Origin of the sequence: Eubacterium sp. SB2 (assembly GCF_001244405.1) — a bacterium.
Classification (GTDB): Bacteria; Bacillota; Clostridia; order Lachnospirales; family Lachnospiraceae; genus Faecalicatena; species Faecalicatena contortus_B.
Genome location: NZ_LN865153.1, coordinates 891,824 through 911,510, shown reverse-complemented (window position 1 = coordinate 911,510; position 19,687 = coordinate 891,824). Strand labels below are relative to the sequence as shown.

Annotated in this window: 15 protein-coding genes; 12 read left to right on the top strand and 3 right to left on the bottom strand. The window is 48.1% G+C overall.

The genetic code is table 11. The features are described 5' to 3' along the window. The first annotated feature begins 152 nt into the window (after positions 1-152). Positions 153-1,046, top strand: a complete 894-nt coding sequence (locus BN1938_RS16375) for a DegV family protein (protein ID WP_330581584.1) — start codon at positions 153-155, stop codon at positions 1,044-1,046. A gap of 206 nt (positions 1,047-1,252) precedes the next feature. Here BN1938_RS16375 and BN1938_RS16370 read toward each other — a convergent pair whose 3' ends face one another. Then, on the bottom strand, positions 1,253-1,723 hold the full coding sequence (locus BN1938_RS16370; protein ID WP_050641606.1) for a VOC family protein: 471 nt from the start codon (positions 1,721-1,723) through the stop codon (positions 1,253-1,255). A gap of 3 nt (positions 1,724-1,726) precedes the next feature. Further along, positions 1,727-2,545, bottom strand: a complete 819-nt coding sequence (locus BN1938_RS16365; RefSeq protein WP_050641605.1) for a helix-turn-helix domain-containing protein — start codon at positions 2,543-2,545, stop codon at positions 1,727-1,729. Between the two features lie 365 nt (positions 2,546-2,910). Here BN1938_RS16365 and BN1938_RS16360 point away from each other — a divergent pair, with 365 nt between their 5' ends. The 9 genes from BN1938_RS16360 to BN1938_RS16315 all read left to right on the top strand — a co-directional run bounded on the left by BN1938_RS16360 (position 2,911) and on the right by BN1938_RS16315 (position 15,104). After that, positions 2,911-3,354, top strand: a complete 444-nt coding sequence (locus tag BN1938_RS16360; protein ID WP_082203038.1) for a MarR family winged helix-turn-helix transcriptional regulator — start codon at positions 2,911-2,913, stop codon at positions 3,352-3,354. Positions 3,355-3,426: 72 nt separating this feature from the next. Beyond that, a complete protein-coding gene (locus BN1938_RS16355) occupies positions 3,427-5,178 on the top strand; it encodes an ABC transporter ATP-binding protein (protein WP_050641603.1) in 1,752 nt (583 codons plus the stop codon). After that, positions 5,171-7,069, top strand: a complete 1,899-nt coding sequence (locus tag BN1938_RS16350) for an ABC transporter ATP-binding protein (protein ID WP_050641602.1) — start codon at positions 5,171-5,173, stop codon at positions 7,067-7,069. Before BN1938_RS16355 ends, BN1938_RS16350 begins: the two co-directional genes overlap by 8 nt. Before the next feature lie 1,083 nt (positions 7,070-8,152). Then, positions 8,153-9,100: an alpha/beta hydrolase gene (locus BN1938_RS16340; protein ID WP_050641601.1), complete on the top strand. Its 948-nt coding sequence runs from the start codon at positions 8,153-8,155 to the stop codon at positions 9,098-9,100. A 3-nt stretch (positions 9,101-9,103) separates the two neighbouring features. After that, positions 9,104-10,918 (top strand): DUF6320 domain-containing protein, encoded by a 1,815-nt coding sequence (locus tag BN1938_RS16335; RefSeq protein ID WP_050641600.1) that lies wholly within the window; start codon positions 9,104-9,106, stop codon positions 10,916-10,918. A gap of 87 nt (positions 10,919-11,005) precedes the next feature. Continuing rightward, positions 11,006-12,283 carry a dihydroorotase gene (locus tag BN1938_RS16330; RefSeq protein WP_050641599.1) on the top strand — a complete coding sequence of 426 codons (1,278 nt, stop codon included), beginning with the start codon at positions 11,006-11,008 and terminating at the stop codon, positions 12,281-12,283. A gap of 96 nt (positions 12,284-12,379) precedes the next feature. Then, positions 12,380-13,306, top strand: a complete 927-nt coding sequence (gene pyrF / locus BN1938_RS16325; RefSeq protein ID WP_050641598.1) for an orotidine-5'-phosphate decarboxylase — start codon at positions 12,380-12,382, stop codon at positions 13,304-13,306. A 113-nt stretch (positions 13,307-13,419) separates the two neighbouring features. After that, a complete protein-coding gene (locus tag BN1938_RS16320) occupies positions 13,420-14,202 on the top strand; it encodes a dihydroorotate dehydrogenase electron transfer subunit (RefSeq protein WP_050641597.1) in 783 nt (260 codons plus the stop codon). Then, positions 14,202-15,104: a dihydroorotate dehydrogenase gene (locus tag BN1938_RS16315; protein ID WP_050641596.1), complete on the top strand. Its 903-nt coding sequence runs from the start codon at positions 14,202-14,204 to the stop codon at positions 15,102-15,104. Before BN1938_RS16320 ends, BN1938_RS16315 begins: the two co-directional genes overlap by 1 nt. A gap of 76 nt (positions 15,105-15,180) precedes the next feature. On the opposite strand, the gene BN1938_RS16310 is transcribed toward BN1938_RS16315, so the two are convergent. Further along, positions 15,181-16,080, bottom strand: a complete 900-nt coding sequence (locus BN1938_RS16310) for a LysR family transcriptional regulator (protein ID WP_050641595.1) — start codon at positions 16,078-16,080, stop codon at positions 15,181-15,183. A gap of 449 nt (positions 16,081-16,529) precedes the next feature. Here BN1938_RS16310 and BN1938_RS16305 point away from each other — a divergent pair, with 449 nt between their 5' ends. Both BN1938_RS16305 and BN1938_RS16300 read left to right on the top strand, forming a co-directional pair. Further along, a complete protein-coding gene (locus BN1938_RS16305) occupies positions 16,530-17,066 on the top strand; it encodes a sugar O-acetyltransferase (RefSeq protein WP_369794806.1) in 537 nt (178 codons plus the stop codon). Between the two features lie 304 nt (positions 17,067-17,370). Further along, on the top strand, positions 17,371-19,614 hold the full coding sequence (locus BN1938_RS16300) for an ATP-binding cassette domain-containing protein (protein WP_050641593.1): 2,244 nt from the start codon (positions 17,371-17,373) through the stop codon (positions 19,612-19,614). The last annotated feature ends 73 nt before the right edge of the window (positions 19,615-19,687 follow it).

Genomic DNA, 19,687 nt, shown 5'->3' with positions numbered 1-19,687 from the left:
CGTGTTAAAATAATGGTCAACGTGTCAGCTTACCGTATATCAGTGTATCTGTTTAGTTGTTGTAACAGTTCATATCCTTCGGGCGTGCACAGTAACTCTGCTTAGGTAATGGAAGAGATATTCGGATTCGGAGAATGGGCTGGCTTATAGTTGTGAAAAGAATTGAAAGGATGAAGATTATGCCGGATATTGCAATTATGACGGACAGCAATTGCGGAATTCTGCCAGAAGAGGGCAGGGAGATGGGAATTACGGTTGTTCCGATGCCCATCCAGATTGATGGAAAGACATATCTGGAGGGCGTGGATATTACAGCGGACACATTTTACGATCTCCAGGCGAAGGGCGCGTCTGTGACATCTTCCCAGCCCGCGCCCGGAGAAGTGATGGAGATGTGGTACCGGCTTCTGAAAAAACATGAGGAGATCGTCTATATTCCGATGTCCAGCGCCCTCAGTAATTCCTGCCAGAGTGCAAGTATATTCGCACAGGAATTTGAAGGGCGGGTACATGTCGTGAATAACCGCCGGATTTCTATTACACAGATTCAGTCGGTGAAAGATGCGATGTGCATGGCAGAGCAGGGGATGAGCGGAGCACAGATTAAAGAGACTTTAGAGGCCGAAGCTATGGATGCAACGATTTATATTGCCGTGGATACCCTGGAATACCTGAAAAAGGGCGGAAGAGTAACGGCAGCGGGAGCTGCGATCGGAAGCGTGCTCAATATTAAACCGGTGCTTACCATCCAGGGTGACAAACTGGATGCATATGCAAAGGTAAGGGGCATGAAGACGGCATTCCGCACCATGTGCAAGGCGTTACATAACGATGTATCTACCAGGCTGAAGGGACTGTACGACAGCCATCAGCTGATGTTTGGGATTGCCAATACCGCCATGGAGACGGAAGTACTGGAACATTGGATCGCTCAGATGCAGGAGGAATTTCCGGGGGAGGAGATCACCCACAGCCCGCTGATGCTCAGTATTGGGTGTCATACCGGTCCCGCAGCACTGGGGATTGGGGCATATAGAAAGCATTGATATAAATCTTGATCCTCTGGTATCGGGAGGGATTAGCAAAAAGCTTTCAGTCTGATAGCAGATAGAGATTCTATTAAGAAAACAAGCCGCAGGCATCCTGCGGTAAGGCGGTTAAAATCCGATCTTACCGGCAAGATGACCTGCGGCTTATATTTGCCAGGCTGGTTTCCTAGTACAGCAGTGCACTGCTGTACTAGCCTCATGCGTTATACCGCATCACAAGGCGCATACTGTTTTACGGCCTCAAGAGGGAACATGGTTCGCTCGGCAATTTCTTCTGCAGACATTCCCTGACTGAAAAAGCGTTTGAAAACCGTATTCATATCCTCTGCAATCTCCACGATATGCAGGTCCGGATCATAGATCCGGATGTTGCGCTGTCCCCACGGGTATTCTTTAATCTCATGGACCCACTGCAGGCCGGGGATGTCTCTCGTCTCGGCGTACACTTTGTCTAAGTCCTCCACTTCAAAATAGACCTGAAAGTTGTGAGATCTTTCTTTCACGCTTTCGGTTTCGATACCAACGAGTTCGGCATACCCTTGCTGCAGCGAAAAGCCTTCATAGGTTACATGTACGCCGATATCCATTATGGCGTTTTGATGAAGCACCTTTTCATAAAAGTTTTTAGAGACGGAAATGTCCCTGACTGCTAATAAACAACCTTGATATTTCATGATTTATTCCTCCTTTGAGGACATTGTATGATACATCTCCATTCCGTCATAGTAAAAATCAGACATAGTTTTTATATAAGATTGCGGGGTAAGTCCACTGATCGCTTTGAAATCTTTATCAAAGTGGGCCTGGTCGAAATATCCTGCTTTCTGTGATAATTCTGCCAGCATACAGTGAGATTTATGTATGTGCTTTAGCACATAGTTGAAACGGGTTAATCGCGCATAGTTTTTGATACTCATTCCGATTTGCGCAAGAAATAAGCGGTTCAGCTGACGTTCACTATAGCCGGACTGCCGGGCGGTTTCTTTCACCTGTGCTTGTCCATGGCTGTTGGAAATTACGGTTGCTGCTAACAACAAAGCATTAGATATAACGCGTTTATCCATGCGCCTATAAAGAATATTATCACAGGCATTTACCAGATCTATGATAGTCTTTGACATGACAAACGCCTGATGCAGCGAATGGAACAGTTCACAGTCGATGTCAGAAAGCGGCATCCGTTTGCCGGCAAACTCCGCCTGGTTTTGGCGGGTGATCTGATACAAACCACAGGGGGAAAGCTGAACAAGCAGCATGACACGGTAACGATTTGGCTCCGTCCCTAATAATACAGGAGCCACGGATGCTCCCCATAGTTCGGCTATGACATCGGTTCCATCGAAAGAAAGCGACAACGTCCCGCAGGCGTTGGGCATAAGCGTATACCGAGTTGTGAATGTATCATTCTCCGGAAATACGATGTTGTAATTCAGTATGTATTCTCTCAGTCCCGCATGAGAGGGGAACATATTAAACTGCTTATTATTATGAATCATTCTACTTTTTCCTCTGTATTTTGATGTTGAAATTTATTAGATAACAGCTTTCATTATAACACAGGCGCTCTGATGTATTATAGTTCTTTCCACAAGATAAACCAAGTCTTTTGTTTGAAATTTTGGTTAATTTTGGATCAACTATTGACATCTCAATTACAAAGCGGTATTATGTTCTATGTCAAACAGTTGCAGGTAGGACAGTTGATGATAGAACTATACCGAAAGGGCACAACGTAACACATGCCCTGCGGGCGGGTCTGCGGCAAAACTGCAGAATAATGTATACCCAAAGGGCATCCCGTAATGCATGCTCTGCGGGCAGGTCTGCAGCATAGCTGCAGAATAATATATGAGCAGGGGTTATGATGAGAACAAAAAGATATATGGGAATCGAGATACGGGCACTGGATAATCAGATCAAAAGACTGATTGACAGCAAGATACAGAAGTCGGCTTTTTGCCGTCTTACGGGTTCGAACGGATGGATTATTGATTATATTCGAAAGAAGTCTCCGAAGCCAGTCTACCAGAAAGATCTGGAGGCTGAGTTCAATATCACCCGTTCCACAGCCTCCAAGGTATTGAACCTGATGGAGGAAAAGGGGTTCATTGTCAGGGAGAGCGTACCCGAAGATGCCAGGCTGAAGAAGCTGGTTCTGACGCCGGAAGCAATCGAAATCTCGAAAGGGATGGAAGCAGACAGGGATGCCACAGAGCGTCAGATTACAAAAGGCTTTTCAGAGAAAGAACTGGAGCAGTTCTACTCGTATATTGAACGAATAAGAAAAAATGTAACTGAAATCTAAGCCGGCCTGTGCCGGCTTATACTATCCACTGATTGTTTGATGTCTGACAAATTGGAACGAGGAGGTTTAGACATGGTAAAAACATTGGCAAAAAGTATTAGAGAGTATAAAAGAGATTCCATTCTGACGCCCATATTGGTTTCGCTGGAAGTCTTGCTGGAAGTCATAATTCCGCTGATGATGGCGAATTTGATTGACTATGGGATCGACAAAGGGGACATGGGCTATATTGGAAAAACGGGGGTTTTTCTTCTGATTGCAGCATTTTTTTCCCTGTTTTTCGGGGCGGCGGCCGGTAAAACGGCGGCACATGCTTCTGCAGGGCTGGCAAAGAACCTCCGGAAGGATATGTACTATAATGTACAGAATTTTTCATTTTCTAATATCGATAAATTTTCCACATCCAGTATTGTAACAAGGCTGACAACGGATGTCACAAATGTGCAGAACGCCTATCAGATGACCATACGTATGGCCATGAGGGCGCCGGTTATGCTGATCTTTTCCCTGTTCTGTGCGATCAGGGTAAGCGCAGAGCTGTCTGTCGTATTTCTCATCTGTGTGCCGATTTTGGGAATTGGTTTGTATCTGATTATGACGAGAGTGCATCCCATTTTTAGGAGGGTATTTAAGACATACGACAAACTGAACAATGTGGTACAGGAAAACGTGCGGGGAATCCGTGTTGTAAAATCCTTTGTGCGCGAGGATTATGAAAATGGAAAGTTCCGGAATATTTCCGAGAAGATATACAGGGATTTTTCAAAAGCTGAGAAAACACTTGCTTTTAATATGCCTCTGATGCAGTTCTGCATGTACGCCTGTATGTTGGTCTTTTCCTGGTTTGGGGCCAGACTGATCATAGCAAGCGGCGGCAATCCGGATGCAGGACTGAGTACAGGCGGCCTGATGAGTCTGTTTACTTATACAACACAAGTATTAATGAGCCTGATGATGCTTTCTATGGTATTTGTTATGATCACGATGTCCAAAGCATCTGCAGAACGAATTGCAGAAATTCTGACAGAAACAAGCGACCTTCAGAACGGGGAGAATCCGGTTATGGAAGTGCCGGACGGTTCCATTGAATATGAAGATGTTTCCTTTAGTTATTCAAGGAAGGCTAATAAGATGTGCCTGAGTGACATTAACCTGAAGATAGCCTCAGGAGAGACCATCGGTATTATCGGCGGCACCGGGTCATCCAAGTCCACGCTTGTTCAGCTCATCCCGAGACTTTATGATGTGACAGAGGGTGTGCTGAAAGTCGGAGGTGTTGATGTCCGGAATTATGACATTGAAGTATTGCGGAATCAGGTGGCTATGGTGCTGCAGAAGAATGAATTGTTTTCCGGTACGATTAAGGAAAACCTGCGCTGGGGAAATGAACATGCGTCGGATGAGGAACTGATCCATGCCTGTCAGCTTGCTCAGGCCGATGATTTTGTCCGGAGATTTCCGGATGGGTATGACACGCATATTGAACAGGGCGGCTCCAATGTATCCGGCGGCCAGAAGCAGAGGCTTTGTATCGCAAGGGCGCTTTTGAAAAAGCCGAAGATACTGATTCTGGATGATTCCACCAGCGCAGTGGATACAAAGACGGACGCACTGATCCGGAAGGCTTTCAGGGAAGAGATACCGGACACTACAAAGATCATCATTGCGCAGAGAATTTCCTCTGTCCAGGATGCGGATAAAATCATCGTACTGGATGACGGGAAAATCGACGGATTCGGCAGCCACGAGGAGCTGCTCCGAAGCAATGCAATCTATAAAGAAGTCTTCGAATCTCAGCAGAAGGGAGGCAGTGAAGATGAATAAGAGCAAGAAAAAACAGCAGCTGGATATGCAGACGCTAAAACGTCTGCTTTCTTATCTGAAACAATATAAAGCCAGGTTTGTATTTGTACTGATCTGTATATTGGTGAGCGCAGGGGCAAGCGTACTGGCCGCCCTGTTTTTAGAGACCTTGATCGATGATTATATTACCCCTCTGCTCGTGCAGGCAGTGCCGGATTTCAGCGGGCTGCTCAGGGTGATGATTATGATGGGCGGCATCTACCTGATCGGTGTGCTCGCCACGCTGTTTTATAACCGGTTCATGGCGGTGATATCTCAGAGCATATTAAAGGATATCCGGGATGAAATGTTTTCCCATATGCAGACCCTGCCGATCAAATATTTTGACACACATTCCCATGGGGATGTGATGAGCCATTATACGAATGACACAGACACACTGCGCCAGATGATGTCGCAGAGTGTCCCGCAGCTTTTTTCCTCTGTCATTACCATCGCAGCCGTGTTTATTGCCATGCTTTCCATCAGTATATGGATGACCTTGTTTGTGCTGGTATTTGTGGCGATTATCCTTCAGGTGGTTAAAAAGGTGGCCGGAAACAGCGGCAAGTATTTTGTGAGGCAGCAGGAATCCATTGGAGATGTCAATGGTTATATCGAGGAAATGATTAACGGGCAAAAGGTTGTAAAGGTATTCTGCCACGAGGAAAAGGCAAAGGAAATGTTTGATGAAAAGAACGAAAAACTTTTCGGAGAGGCATCACAGGCCAATACCTATGCGAATATCCTCATGCCGATCATGAACAATCTGGGCTATATTCTGTATGTTCTGATAGCGATTGTGGGCGGCGCCCTGGGAATATGGGGTGTGACGAATGTCAGTCTGGCCGGCGTGGGCGTCATTACGCTGGGAATGATCGCCTCCTTTTTACAGCTTTCCAGAAGCTTTATCCAGCCGCTGGGGCAGGTGTCACAACAGCTGAGCGCGATCATCATGGCACTGGCGGGCGCAAGGCGTATCTTCCAGCTGATTGATGAGGAAAGTGAAACAGACAATGGATATGTAACACTGGTAAATGCAAAATACGAAAACGGCGTTCTTACAGAGACGCCCGGGCGCACCGGCCTGTGGGCATGGAAACACCCCCACGAGGACGGTACCCTGACCTACACCGAACTCAAAGGGGAGGTGAAGATGTTTGACGTGGACTTTGGCTACGAAGAGAATAAAATGGTTCTCCACAATATTACACTGTATGCCGAACCGGGCCAGAAAGTGGCATTTGTCGGCGCAACCGGCGCGGGCAAGACCACAATCACAAATCTGATCAACCGGTTTTATGACATTGCTGACGGCAAGATCCGTTATGACGGTATCAATATCAACAAAATCCGTAAGTCCGACCTGCGCCGTTCCCTGGGTATCGTACTCCAGGATGTCAACCTGTTCACCGGAACTGTCATGGAGAACCTAAGGTACGGCAAACTGGATGCAACGGATGAAGAATGTATCGCGGCTGCAAAACGCGCCAACGCGGACGGATTTATCCGTATGCTGCCGGAAGGATACGACACCGTACTTTCCGGGGACGGCAGCGGCCTGTCACAGGGTCAGCGCCAGCTGATCTCCATCGCAAGAGCAGCCGTAGCAGATCCTCCGGTCATGATCCTGGATGAGGCCACTTCCTCCATAGACACCAGAACCGAGGCCATCGTACAGCGCGGCATGGATGCGCTCATGAAAGGCCGCACCGTATTCGTCATCGCACACAGACTTTCCACCGTGCAGAATTCAGACGTAATCATGGTATTGGAACTGGGAGAAATCATAGAAAGAGGAAGCCATCAGGAACTCATACAAAAGCATGGCAAATACTATCAGCTGTATACCGGGGCTTTTGAATTGGCTTAGGGGTACATTTCATACCCCGGCAATTATCAGTAAATCGGGATTTAGTCGGCTAGCTTTAGACTGGTCGACGGATGGGGACGCTTTATGACAGGGAGGCCGGGGAGGTGCTGGGGCTGTATATGCCGTTGCGATATGCACCCATGCTGCTAAGTGATTCTAGAACAGCCGATGCCGGATAGGCGGGTACGCTGAACACATCACGGGAAATCTGATGATTTCCCGCGCTGGGTTCAGCAACAACTTGATTTGGAGATCAAGTTGTTCCCCGCCTATCCGGCATCGGCTGTTCAAGAATCACTAAGCGCATTCCAGCATTTCGCAACGGCATATACAGCCCCAGCACCTCCCCGGCCTCCCTGTCATAAAGCTGGCTCATCCAATCGGCAGGTGAGCTCGCCAACCGGGTGGGATCCCGGACCAGGGCAGCGGATGTGGATTGGCTATGCGTGTCTTTTCATCTTCAAGATGCGTATTGAATTATTTTGATACCGGAAGCGTATCCCCTTGCTTTTTACACCTACTGGGGACATAAAAGTGCCACCAATTCTATATCCATACGCTGCCCCCGTTTGAGGCCCCTCCTTAGAAACGAGCTTTTTCCTACCGGTTGGATGCGCCAGCTCCATGAAGGGATAGCCGAAAACCTCCCGGAGAACATCCATGTCCTTTCAAAAACGCTCAAAGCGGACCTTAGAAATTCTTGGTGGGAAACAGTCCTGAAAATGGAGAGATTTTTGGATTCCGAATCCAAAAATCAGCTGACCCAGCGCGAGAAATCATCGGATTTCTCGTGATGTGTCAGTGGTGCTCCATTTTCAGGGCTGTTTCCCGCCTAGAATTTCTTAGGTCCGTGGCCGCGTTTTTGAAAGGACATGGATGTTCTCCGGGAGGTTTTCGGCTATCCCTTTATGGAGCGTCCCCCCATCCGCGCCAAGCCCAAAGCTCGTCGCCAACTCCCGATAGCGCATTCACAAATACTATTGTGATTCTTCCAGTCTTCACTTATAATAATAGAAAACAAAGGATGCCTCAGGCAGCTGCAGAATTTCCTGCAGTTTCGGCCGGGTGCGATAGGAGAGATGAATGGCGATTAATAATACGGCAAGAATGATACTAAAGGCGCTTTCTTTTGATGGAATTGAAGTGGAGGCTTCACGGCATCTGGCGGATCTGAAGAGGCTGGATCCGATGAAGATTTTTTATAAGAAGATTGACTATAAGATTTATAACGACGGGTACGAGGTGCCTACGAGGATATTTTTCCCAAATGAAAAGGCCTTTAAGAATACAGGCCCGATCCTGCATAAGGTGATGCTGCTTATCCACGGCGGCGGCTGGGTGACAGAGAGTGTGGATAATTATGACCGTATCTGCGCCAGGCTTGCCAATGCCACGGAGCATGTCGTGGTCTCTGTGGATTACAGGCTGGCTCCGGAGAATAGGTTTCCGATTGGTCTGGAGGACTGTTATGCAGCGGCAAGGGCTGTATTTACGAAACGGTTTATATTGAATGTAAATCCGGAGGATATTACGCTCATCGGAGACAGCGCGGGAGGAAATCTTGCGGCTGCGCTGTCGCTTCTGGCGAGGGACAGGGGCGAATTCCTTCCCAGGCGCCAGGTGCTGATCTATCCGGCAGTCAACAGCGACTATACAGAGAATTCGCCATTTGAGTCCGTGCGGGAGAACGGGACGGATTATCTGCTTACAGCGGGAAAGATGCGGGATTATATTGAACTTTATGCTTCATGCGAGGAGGACAAAAGAAATCCTTACTTTGCACCGATACTGGCGGAAGACTTGACAAATCAGCCGGATACGCTTGTAATTACGGCCGAATATGATCCCCTGAGAGATGAGGGGGAGGCATATGGGGAGAAGCTGAAGGCGGCCGGCAACAAGGTGGAGATCTGCAGGATCAAGGATGCCCTGCACGGCTATTTTGCCCTGGGCATCAAAAACTTTCATGTGCAGGAGAGCTTTGACCGGATTAATGAATTTTTGGGATATGAACCAGCTCAGGGGGTGTAAAGTGTGCAGCAGAAACGGGCGTATTGGAGAAAGCTGGATAATGCGGCAAAATTATTTTCAGCTACGAGTAATAAAAAGGACACCAGGGTGTTCCGGTTCTATTGTGTTTTGAAGGAGGAGATAAACGGGGAGCGGCTTCAGGAGGCGCTGGACAGAACGGTTGTTACGTATCCCGTATTTTTATCAGTTATGCGCAAGGGGCTGTTCTGGCATTACCTGGAAAAGAGCAGGCTCAGGCCTGTAGTGCGTGAAGAGTACAAGGAACCGTGCAGCTGCCTGTATGTGCGGGATAAAAAATCGCTGTTGTTTGAAGTGACCTACTATGGACGCAGGATTAATTTTGAAGTGTTTCATGCGCTGACAGACGGGACGGGCGCTACAGAATTCTTAAAAGAGCTTGTGAAGAATTATTTGTATATAACCCACAAAGAGGAGGGGCTTGCGGATGTTCCTCTTTTAGATGAGAACGTCACGATCCAGGATCAGGAGAGCGACAGCTTTTCACAGTATTATACAGAAGTAAAAAAGAAGAAGGTAAAAAAACCAAAAGCGCATCAGCTGAAAAAACCCAGGAAGGAAATCGGGCGGCTCCAGGTGAATGAGGCGGTGGTCTCAGTAAAAGAGGTGCTTGGACGCTCGAGAGAACTCGGAGTATCTATGACCGTATTTCTGACAAGTGTTTTTCTGATGGCAATTCACCAGGAAATGTCCAAACAGCAGGAGAACCATCCGGTTGTATTGATGGTGCCTGTAAATCTGCGGAAGTTTTTCCCTTCTGATTCCATGCTGAATTTCTTTAACTGGATTGAACCGGGATATCATTTTGGAACCGGAGAGGGGAGTTTTGAGGCTGTACTGGGGCGTGTAAAGGAATATTTCGCAGAGGAGCTTACGACGGAGCGTGTGGCGGAACATATGAATGAACTGATCGCCCTGGAGATGCACCCTATTCTCAGGCTGGCGCCTCTGGAACTAAAGAATCTGGGCATTCGGGCCGGAGCCAGATATGCGGAGCGGGATGTGACGGCTATTTTTTCCAATATGAGTGCAGTCAGGATGCCGGGGGAATATGAGCCTTATATAGAACGCTTCGGAGTATATACAAGTACACCTAAACTGGAGTTGTGTATGTGCTCTTTTGGAGACAAGCTTTCTCTTGGATTTACATCCAGGTTCGATACTTTGAATATTCAGAGAAACTTTTACCGGATACTTAAGGAACAGGGAATCACTGTGGAGAGGATAGAACCGGAATTCCCGCAGCCAGACGTGCCGGGAAAGATGGAGCTGAAGGTTTTCCGCTTTTTCTCTTTTCTGTGCCTGGCAGCAGCGGTAGGCTTTGTGGCCGCTGACTTTAATTTTCATCCGGATATCCGCTGGCCTATTTTTACGGCGGCCGGAATTGCCAGTATGTGGCTGGCTCTGGCGATTGGTTTTGTGAAGCGGTATAACCTGATGAAGAATGCTATGTGGCAGCTGATTATCGTTTCGGTGGGCTGTATTTTGTGGGATGTTTTTACGGGCTGGCATGGATGGTCTGTGGATTATGTGCTTCCGGCTGTCTGTATGGTGATACTGCTTTCTATGTTTATTATTACAAAGGTGCAGAGGAACACGGCAAGAGAATATATGATCTATTTTGTGATGGCAGCCGGGTACGGGGTACTGCTCCCGCTGATTCTGCTGCTGACTGGCGTGGTGAAGTTCCAGCTTGTGTGTTCCATCTGTGTGGTGGCGTGCTTTTTGTTTCTGGCGGCCCTTGTTATATTTAAAGGAAAAGAATTCCGGGAAGAGATGCATAAAAAGTTCCATGTGTAGACAAGGATTGTACTCTCTGCGCCGTTTGTGGTATTATAAATCCGTATGCAGTATTGCAGCAATTATTGATAGGAAGGACAAGACTATATGAAACTTTTGATTCAAAACGGACATGTATTAGATCCTCTGACAGGACTGGACGGTATCAGTGATGTTCTGACAGAAGGTGACAAGATCGTGAAAGTTGCAAAAGATATCCGGGACACTGCGGATCAGACGATTGATGCATCAGGCTGTTACGTCATGCCTGGCTTCATAGACCTGCATGTGCATCTGCGCGATCCCGGGCTGACCCATAAAGAAACACTGGAGACAGGCGGCCGGGCAGCGGCCAGGGGCGGAGTGACCACGGTGTGCGCGATGCCGAATACAAAGCCCGTAACGGACACAAAAGAGATGGTTGCAGACGTACATCAAAGAGCTGCAAAAGAATCTCCGGTTCATGTGATCCAGCTTGGGGCTGTTACAAAAGGAGAAGCCGGAAAGGAACTGGCGGATATCAAAGGAATGGCGGAGGCCGGATGCCATGCGATCAGTGAGGACGGCAGGTCGGTCATGAATGCCTCTTTGTACCGAAAAGGGATGAAACTGGCCAAAGAAAATAATATATCTGTTTTTGCACATTGCGAAGACATTACGATGGTAGAAGGCGGCGTTATGAATGCCGGGTCCAAGGCGGATTCACTTGGAGTGAAGGGAATTACGAATGCCGTTGAAGATGTCATCGTAGCCCGAGACATTCTTCTGGCGAAGGAGACAGGAGTGCGCCTGCACCTCTGCCATTGTTCCACGGCGGACAGCGTCAGAATGATAGCCGCGGCCAAAAAAGACGGGCTGCCGGTAACAGGGGAAGTATGCCCGCATCATTTTATTCTGTCTACAGAAGACATCCGCGAGAATCACGGACAATATAAGATGAATCCGCCGCTGCGTGCACCGGAGGATGTAGAAGCTCTGAGAGAAGGGCTGAAAAGCGGCATCATGGATGTGATTTCTACCGATCACGCACCCCATGCGGAAAAAGAGAAAAATCTCCCCATGGAAAAAGCCGCATTCGGGATCGTCGGATTGGAGACATCCGCCTGCCTGACATACACAGAGCTGGTCGAAAAGGGCGTTCTGACAATCATGCAGATGGTCGAGAAGATGAGTTATAATCCGGCCCGGATACTGGGCCTGGAGGACAAAGGCTCTGTGTCTGAGGGAAAGACCGCAGACATTGTCATCTTTGATCCTTCTGCAGAATACAGAATCGATAAAAATACGTTTCTATCTAAGGGGAAGAACACCCCGTTTGATGGATATCCGGTCAAGGGAGAGGTATGTTGTACCATCGTTGATGGACGAATTGTATATACCAGATAAAAAACGGAGGGCAAAGGGGTCAGACCCCGGTGCACCGGGGTCTGACCCCTTTGCTCATCATTTTCAGAACATTCAGATAATTGAGGAGGTTTTTTCATGATTAACAAGCTGGTAAGTAAGATTAAGAAGACGGGCGCTCCGATCGTGGTCGGACTGGATCCCATGTTGAACTACATTCCGGAACATATCCAGAAGCGTGCTTTTGAGGAGTTTGGTGAGACTCTGGAAGGGGCTGCGGAGGCGATCTGGCAGTTTAATAAGGAGATAGTGGACAAGACGTATGACCTGATTCCGGCTGTGAAGCCTCAGATTGCGATGTATGAGCAGTTTGGCGTTCCGGGACTGATGGCTTTTAAGAAGACGGTCGATTACTGTAAGGAAAAAGACCTGGTCGTGATCGGGGATATTAAACGGGGCGATATTGGCTCTACTTCTGCAGCCTATGCCGTGGGTCACCTTGGTAAAGTGAAGGTGGGAAGCAGGGAATATCTGCCCTTTGATGAGGACTTTGCGACCGTGAATCCCTACCTTGGCTCCGATGGCGTGAACCCCTTTATAGACATATGTAAGGCTGAGAAAAAGGGCCTGTTTATTCTTGTGAAAACTTCCAATCCGTCCAGCGGTGAGTTCCAGGATCAGTTGATTGACGGCAGGCCGCTTTACGAGCTGGTCGGTGAAAAAGTTGCCGAGTGGGGCGCACAGTGCATGGGCGGAGAATACAGCTATATCGGTGCGGTAGTGGGCGCTACTTATCCGGAGATGGGAAAAGTGCTCCGTAAAGTGATGCCGAAAGCCTATATCCTGGTGCCGGGATACGGTGCTCAGGGAGGGCAGGGCAAGGATCTGGTTCACTTCTTTAATGAGGACGGGCTGGGCGCAATTGTGAACTCTTCCCGCGGTATTATCGCAGCATATAAGCAGGAGGCCTATGCGGCATATAGCGCAGAAAACTTTGGGGATGCGTCAAGGGCTGCGGTAGAAGCGATGACAGCAGATATTCAGGGAGCTTTACAAGGCAGATAGGCAGAAAGATATGGAAGTAATACAAAAGTGACAGGCCCTGAAATAATGGGTGCTGTCCATAAAAGGGTAACAGTTCAGTCCTGTCTGAGCTGCTACGGAAAAGGAGTAAAAGAATGTCTAATAAACAAAAAGAATCGGCCCTGATTGTATCTCAGCAGTGTATCGCCGCAGATATCTACAGTATGTGGATACAGACAGAAAAGATTGCGACTCTGGCAGTGCCTGGTCAGTTTATTTCTATGTATACAAAGGACGGGAGTAAGCTGCTGCCCCGCCCCATCAGCCTGTGTGAGATAGAGAAAGAGAAGAATCAGATCCGTGTTGTATACCGTGTAACCGGAGATGGTACAGGGACACAACAGTTCTCTAAACTATCGGAGGGAGACCGGATTGATATTCTGGGTCCTCTGGGAAATGGTTTTCCTGTCAATGAAGCGGCGGGCAGAAAAGCCGTCTTAATCGGAGGCGGTATCGGTGTGCCGCCCATGCTGGAGCTGGCAAAGCAGATGCCTGGTGAAAAGGTGATGGTCATGGGATACCGTGACGAGCAGTTTCTGACAGAGGAATTCAAACATCAGGGCCGCCTGTATATTGCCACAGAGGATGGAAGTGCGGGAACAAAGGGAAATGTCATGGATGCCATTGCCGAAAATGCGCTTGCTGCGGAGATTATATACGCATGCGGACCGTCCCCCATGCTCCGGGCAATCAAGCAGTATGCCGAAGAAAATAATATCGTATGCTATGTATCTATGGAGGAGCGTATGGCCTGCGGAATCGGGGCGTGCCTGGCATGCGTATGTCAGTCAAAAGAGATCGATGGCCACAGCCATGTACACAATAAGCGTGTCTGCAAAGATGGGCCGGTATTCTTAGCGACGGAGGTGGAAATCTAATGAATACAACAGTGAACCTTGCCGGTGTGGAATTGAAGAATCCGGTCATGACGGCTTCCGGGACTTTCGGTTCGGGGGAAGAGTACAGCGAGTTTGTAGATCTGAACCGCCTCGGCGCGGTGGTAACAAAGGGCGTGGCAAACGTACCGTGGCCGGGAAATCCAACACCCAGAATCGCAGAGACGCATGGGGGCATGATGAACGCAATCGGACTTCAAAACCCGGGGATTGATGTCTTCTGCGAGCGGGACATTCCGTTTTTAAAGAAGTTTGACACTAAGATTATTGTAAATGTATGCGGAAAGACAACGGAAGAATATTGTGAAGTTGTGGAGCGGCTGGCAGATGAGCCGGTAGATCTTCTGGAAATCAATATTTCCTGCCCGAACGTAAAAGCGGGAGGTATTGCCTTTGGACAGAATCCAAAAGCTGTCGAGGACATTACGAGAGAAGTGAAAAAACGTGCCAGGCAGCCTGTTATTATGAAACTGAGCCCGAATGTGACAGACATCACAGAGACGGCAAAAGCGGCAGAGGCAGGCGGGGCGGATGTACTCTCCCTGATCAATACGCTGACAGGTATGAAGATCGACATCGATAAACAGGCATTTGCCCTTGCCAATAAAACAGGGGGCGTATCGGGGCCTGCGATAAAGCCCATCGCCCTGCGCATGGTCTATCAGGCGGCCAATGCCGTAAAAGTTCCGGTAATCGGAATGGGGGGAATTGCTACTTATGAGGATGCTATTGAGTTCATCCTGGCAGGCGCTGCGGCTGTATCCATAGGAACAGCCAACTTTTTCAATCCGGCGGCTACCGTTGAAATTGTAGAGGGGATTGAACGGTATATGGAAAAATATCACATCGAGAACCTTAGTGAGATGGTGGGAATCGTTAAATAAAAGGAGGGGCCTGCCCCTTCTGCAAAGGGAGCAGAACCCTCTGCAGAAGGGGCAGACCCCTTTGCATACAAAATAGTCAAATTCCATCCGTATTTAAAAGTTCCTGCAGTTTGGCTATGAATTTCTCGGCAGGCTTAGAAAATATCTGGTATTTCTTCCAAATAATATTCATTTCATCCTCCAGCCCGGGCTTTAGTGGACGGAAGCAGAGGTTACTATTTCCGGAAGTATTGATGATCTTGTCAAAACCAATGGCATATCCCAGCCCTTCATCTACAAGCAGGGAGGCATTAAAAATAAGATTATAAGTGGCGACGATGTTCAAATCAGACTCCGGATGCTTTAGCCATTGGAGCAGTTTTCCGCCTTTGTCTTCCTGCTGGGAGATGATCAATGGTTTATCCCATAAGTCCTGAGGCGATATTGCACTTTTTGATGCAAGGGGGAAATCTTTTCGCATTAGAACTCCCCAGACATCTTTTGCCGGCAATCTGAGAGCATTGTATTTCGTCAAATCAACCGTCCCAAATATGATGCCGAAGTCCAGCAGACCTTTATCCAGGCGTTCCATTACGAAGGTGGAGTTGCCGCTGGAAATGTGGTAGTGAATGCCGGGATACGTATTCTGCAAGGCTCTGGCAGTTTTCGCTAAAATTCGTACCGCATCTGTCTCGCCGGTACCGATATAAATATCACCCATAACAATATCATCGGTAAAGGTAACCTCTTTTTCTGCTTTCTCTACTAAATCTAGGATCTCTTCGGCACGTTTTCGTAAAATCATACCTTCTTCAGTAAGCGTTATCTTACGCGAGCCTTTTGTGCCGCGTATCAGTAACTGCTTACCAAGTTCTTCTTCTAAGTTCTTAATCTGGGTAGAAAGTGTTGGCTGCGAAAGATGCAGTGACTGCGCAGCCCGGACGATACTTTGTTCCCTTGCAATTGCAAGAAAATATTGCAGAACTCTTAGTTCCATATGATGACCTCCTAAATAATAACTTATTCATTTGACGATGGTCACAAGGTATTGGTCTTGTATGTAGTTCGGTTAGTTTGTTTAGTTTAGCATAAAGATAAATAGCTTTCAACTATACAGATTGATTAAATATAAGTATTTGTTATTATCATGCGACTGATTTATACTATACACAGAGCAGATATATCGCTGCTATTCACGGCCCTGTGAATAGCAGCGATATACTCACAATCTTGAAAAAACATATACGAGGTGCTCTGCAATAAATGATAAGTTCAGGATCCGGGCAGACCGTTGTTAAATAAAAAATGAGAGGAAAAAAGATGGGAAAGGAAGCATAACAGAATAAGTGTCCGGTGACAGGGCTTTGTCTGGGACGCCGGCTTAACTGAAATTATAACGAAAATGGAGATTGAAAAATGATAGACGTAAAAGAATTTATAGAATATATGGACAGTGGAAAATATATACCTGCTAAGTCGGACGTCAGCAGGAAGATGCATTGCCTGTCACAGGAAGCTCTGCGCCTGACGGCGGAACTAAATGGAAGTCACCACACGCCGGAAGAAATCAGGGCGATTATGGAGCAGCTGACAGGAAAACCGATAGATGAATCCTTTTGTTTATTTCCGCCCTTTTATACGGACTGTGGGAAGAACCTGACCATCGGGAAACATGTGTTTTTTAATGCGGGATGCAAATTCCAGGATCAGGGAGGAATTACCATCGGCGACGGCTCCTTGATCGGGCACAATGTGGTGCTTGCGACTCTGAACCACAATCTGGATCCGGAATATAGGGCGGACTTGATACCAGCGCCCATTTCTATTGGTAAAAATGTCTGGATAGGGGCAAATGCAACTGTTCTGGCGGGAGTCAGTATTGGTGACGGCGCGGTCATCGCTGCCGGGGCAGTGGTCACAAAAGATGTACCTGAGAATACTGTGGTGGGGGGCGTACCTGCGAAAACAATAAAAATGTTTTGATACAGGAAGAAGCGGCGCAGGGCATTTCCGGGACTGGACAGGAGGTATCCGGGGAAAATAACGCAAATAGCAGTAAGGAAACAGGAGGCACCACAGAAGTAACTTTTGAGACAGAAGAGTAGGGGGAATACAATGGAATCCTGAAGATCCCATACAGTGCAGGATAAAAAATGGACGGTGGCTATCTTAATTTTATTATGATATACTTTATTTTGTGGTTTAACCGTAGATTTGTGTGCAAGTACACGCTCTAAGGAAAGCCCATTATTTCCTATTATAATCTGATTAAAAGAGGTGTAATTATATGGAAGATATCATGGTTCATGGGCTTACTCAAAATAATTTGAAACATGTTACATTTACGATCCCAAAAGAAAAAATCACGGTGTTTACCGGAGTATCCGGTTCGGGGAAATCCAGCATCGTTTTCGATACCATTGCCGCCGAATCGCAGCGGCAGATGAACGCTACCTATCCGGCATTTGTTAGGTCCAGGCTGCCGAAGTATCCCAAACCGGCTGTGGAACGAATTGATAATCTAACCGCTTCTGTGGTAGTAGACCAGTCTCCCCTGGGCGGGAATGCGCGGTCAACGGTGGGAACGATCAGCGGACTGTATTCCAGCCTGCGGCTGTTGTTTTCGAGAATCGGACAGCCCTATGCGGGGACGGCGTCCTACTTTTCTTTTAATGACCCCAACGGAATGTGCAAGACCTGTTCCGGCCTGGGAAAGATCACAAAGGTGGATATTGAAGCCATGATTGACCCTGATAAGTCGTGGAAGGAAGGCTGCATTAAGGATACGTTATATGCACCCGGCTCATGGTACTGGAAGCAGTATGCAAAGTCAGGGCTATTCGATCTTGACAAGCCTGTAAAGGAGTATTCCCGGGAGGAGTACAACCTTCTTCTATATGGTTCCCGTGACGGAAAAGGGGAGCCGGAAAATCCGAAAGTAACCGGATTGTACCACAAATATACGAAAACGCTGTTAAACCGGGACATCAGCAGCAAAAGCAAACACACCCAGGAAAAGGCGCAGACTCTGGTAACGGAGGTGGAGTGTACCGACTGCCACGGTAAACGGTTGAATGAAGCCGCCCTGAGTTGTAAGATAAACGGATATTCGATTGCGGATATGTGTGGGATGGAGCTGACCCAGCTTCGGGAAGTCCTTACGCAGATCACGGATTCAACAGTAGGGCTGCTGGTTCAGACGCTTGTAGAAGGGCTGGACAGGATGATAGAGATCGGGCTGCCTTATCTGCATCTGAATCGGGATACGCCATCCCTGTCCGGAGGGGAGGCCCAGCGGCTTAAGCTGGTCCGGTATATGGGCAGCAGTCTGACCGGAATGACCTATATTTTTGATGAACCAAGCGCCGGGATGCATCCGCGCGATGTTTACCGCATGAATAACCTGTTGAAGCAGCTTCGTGATAAGGGAAATACGGTTCTTGTGGTTGAGCATGACAAGGATGTCATATCAATTGCAGACTATGTGATAGATGTTGGCCCGCAGGCGGGACAACATGGAGGGGAAATTGTATTTGCCGGCAGTTATCCGGACTTACTGAAGTCCGGTACTCTGACAGGCGATGCGATGCTTGGTTCCCTCCCCGTGAAACAGGAACCGCGACGGCAGTCGGGAAGCCTGCCGGTCCGGGGGGCCTGTCTGCATAATCTGAAGCATGTGGATGTGGACATACCGCTGGGGATTATGACCGTTGTGACCGGAGTCGCCGGTTCGGGCAAGAGCACCTTGATTTCCCGGGTGTTTGCGAAGCAGTACGAAAAGGATATCGTGATGATAGACCAGGGGCCGATCACGGCAACGAACCGGTCTACCCCGGCCTCATTTCTCGGCTTTTTTGATCGGATAAGAAAGCTGCTGGCGCAGGAAAACGGCAAACCGGACGGTCTGTTCAGCTTTAACTCCGCCGGGGCTTGCCCGGTGTGCGGCGGCAAAGGTGTTATTGTGACCGAGCTTGCATATATGGATCCGATTGTCACAGAATGCGAGGCATGCGGCGGACTGCGCTATAACGAAGAAGCGCTTGCCTGCACTTATAAAGGAAAGAATATCGTTGAACTGCTGGGACTGACCGCTTCCGAGGCAATGGAAGTGTTTGAGGACGCCAGAATCAGGAAGCACCTAAAAGTCATGCAGCAGGTGGGATTATCCTACCTGAAGTTAGGACAGCCGCTTGGCACACTGTCCGGCGGGGAGCGCCAGAGAATCAAACTGGCGAAGAACCTGGGGAAAAAGGGAAGTATAATCGTAATGGATGAGCCGACCACAGGCCTGCATATGTCAGACATCCAGAATCTGTTAAAACTATTTGATACCATCGTATGCCGGGGCAACACTCTGGTGGTCATTGAGCACAATCTCGATGTAATGAAGCAGGCGGACTGGATCATTGACATAGGCCCCGATGGAGGAAAAAACGGCGGTGAGGTCGTATTTACCGGAACACCTATGGATATGATACAAAATGCACAGACACTGACGGCGGTCAGCCTGCGGGCATCATGTCCCGAATGAAGCAGTTAAGAGCCTGAATTTTTGGGGGGACGCAAATGACAAGGTGCATCCAAACGGTAGTTCAGAGCTCGTT

Bases quoted from the DNA above. Each gene is read 5' to 3' on its own strand.
- BN1938_RS16370 (WP_050641606.1), bottom strand. From the start codon at position 1,723: ATGAAATATCAAGGTTGTTTATTAGCAGTCAGGGACATTTCCGTCTCT.
- BN1938_RS16365 (WP_050641605.1), bottom strand. From the start codon at position 2,545: ATGATTCATAATAATAAGCAGTTTAATATGTTCCCCTCTCATGCGGGA.
- BN1938_RS16360 (WP_082203038.1), top strand. From the start codon at position 2,911: ATGATGAGAACAAAAAGATATATGGGAATCGAGATACGGGCACTGGAT.
- BN1938_RS16355 (WP_050641603.1), top strand. From the start codon at position 3,427: ATGGTAAAAACATTGGCAAAAAGTATTAGAGAGTATAAAAGAGATTCC.
- BN1938_RS16350 (WP_050641602.1), top strand. From the start codon at position 5,171: ATGAATAAGAGCAAGAAAAAACAGCAGCTGGATATGCAGACGCTAAAA.
- BN1938_RS16340 (WP_050641601.1), top strand. From the start codon at position 8,153: ATGGCGATTAATAATACGGCAAGAATGATACTAAAGGCGCTTTCTTTT.
- BN1938_RS16330 (WP_050641599.1), top strand. From the start codon at position 11,006: ATGAAACTTTTGATTCAAAACGGACATGTATTAGATCCTCTGACAGGA.
- pyrF (WP_050641598.1), top strand. From the start codon at position 12,380: ATGATTAACAAGCTGGTAAGTAAGATTAAGAAGACGGGCGCTCCGATC.
- BN1938_RS16320 (WP_050641597.1), top strand. From the start codon at position 13,420: ATGTCTAATAAACAAAAAGAATCGGCCCTGATTGTATCTCAGCAGTGT.
- BN1938_RS16315 (WP_050641596.1), top strand. From the start codon at position 14,202: ATGAATACAACAGTGAACCTTGCCGGTGTGGAATTGAAGAATCCGGTC.
- BN1938_RS16310 (WP_050641595.1), bottom strand. From the start codon at position 16,080: ATGGAACTAAGAGTTCTGCAATATTTTCTTGCAATTGCAAGGGAACAA.
- BN1938_RS16305 (WP_369794806.1), top strand. From the start codon at position 16,530: ATGGACAGTGGAAAATATATACCTGCTAAGTCGGACGTCAGCAGGAAG.
- BN1938_RS16300 (WP_050641593.1), top strand. From the start codon at position 17,371: ATGGAAGATATCATGGTTCATGGGCTTACTCAAAATAATTTGAAACAT.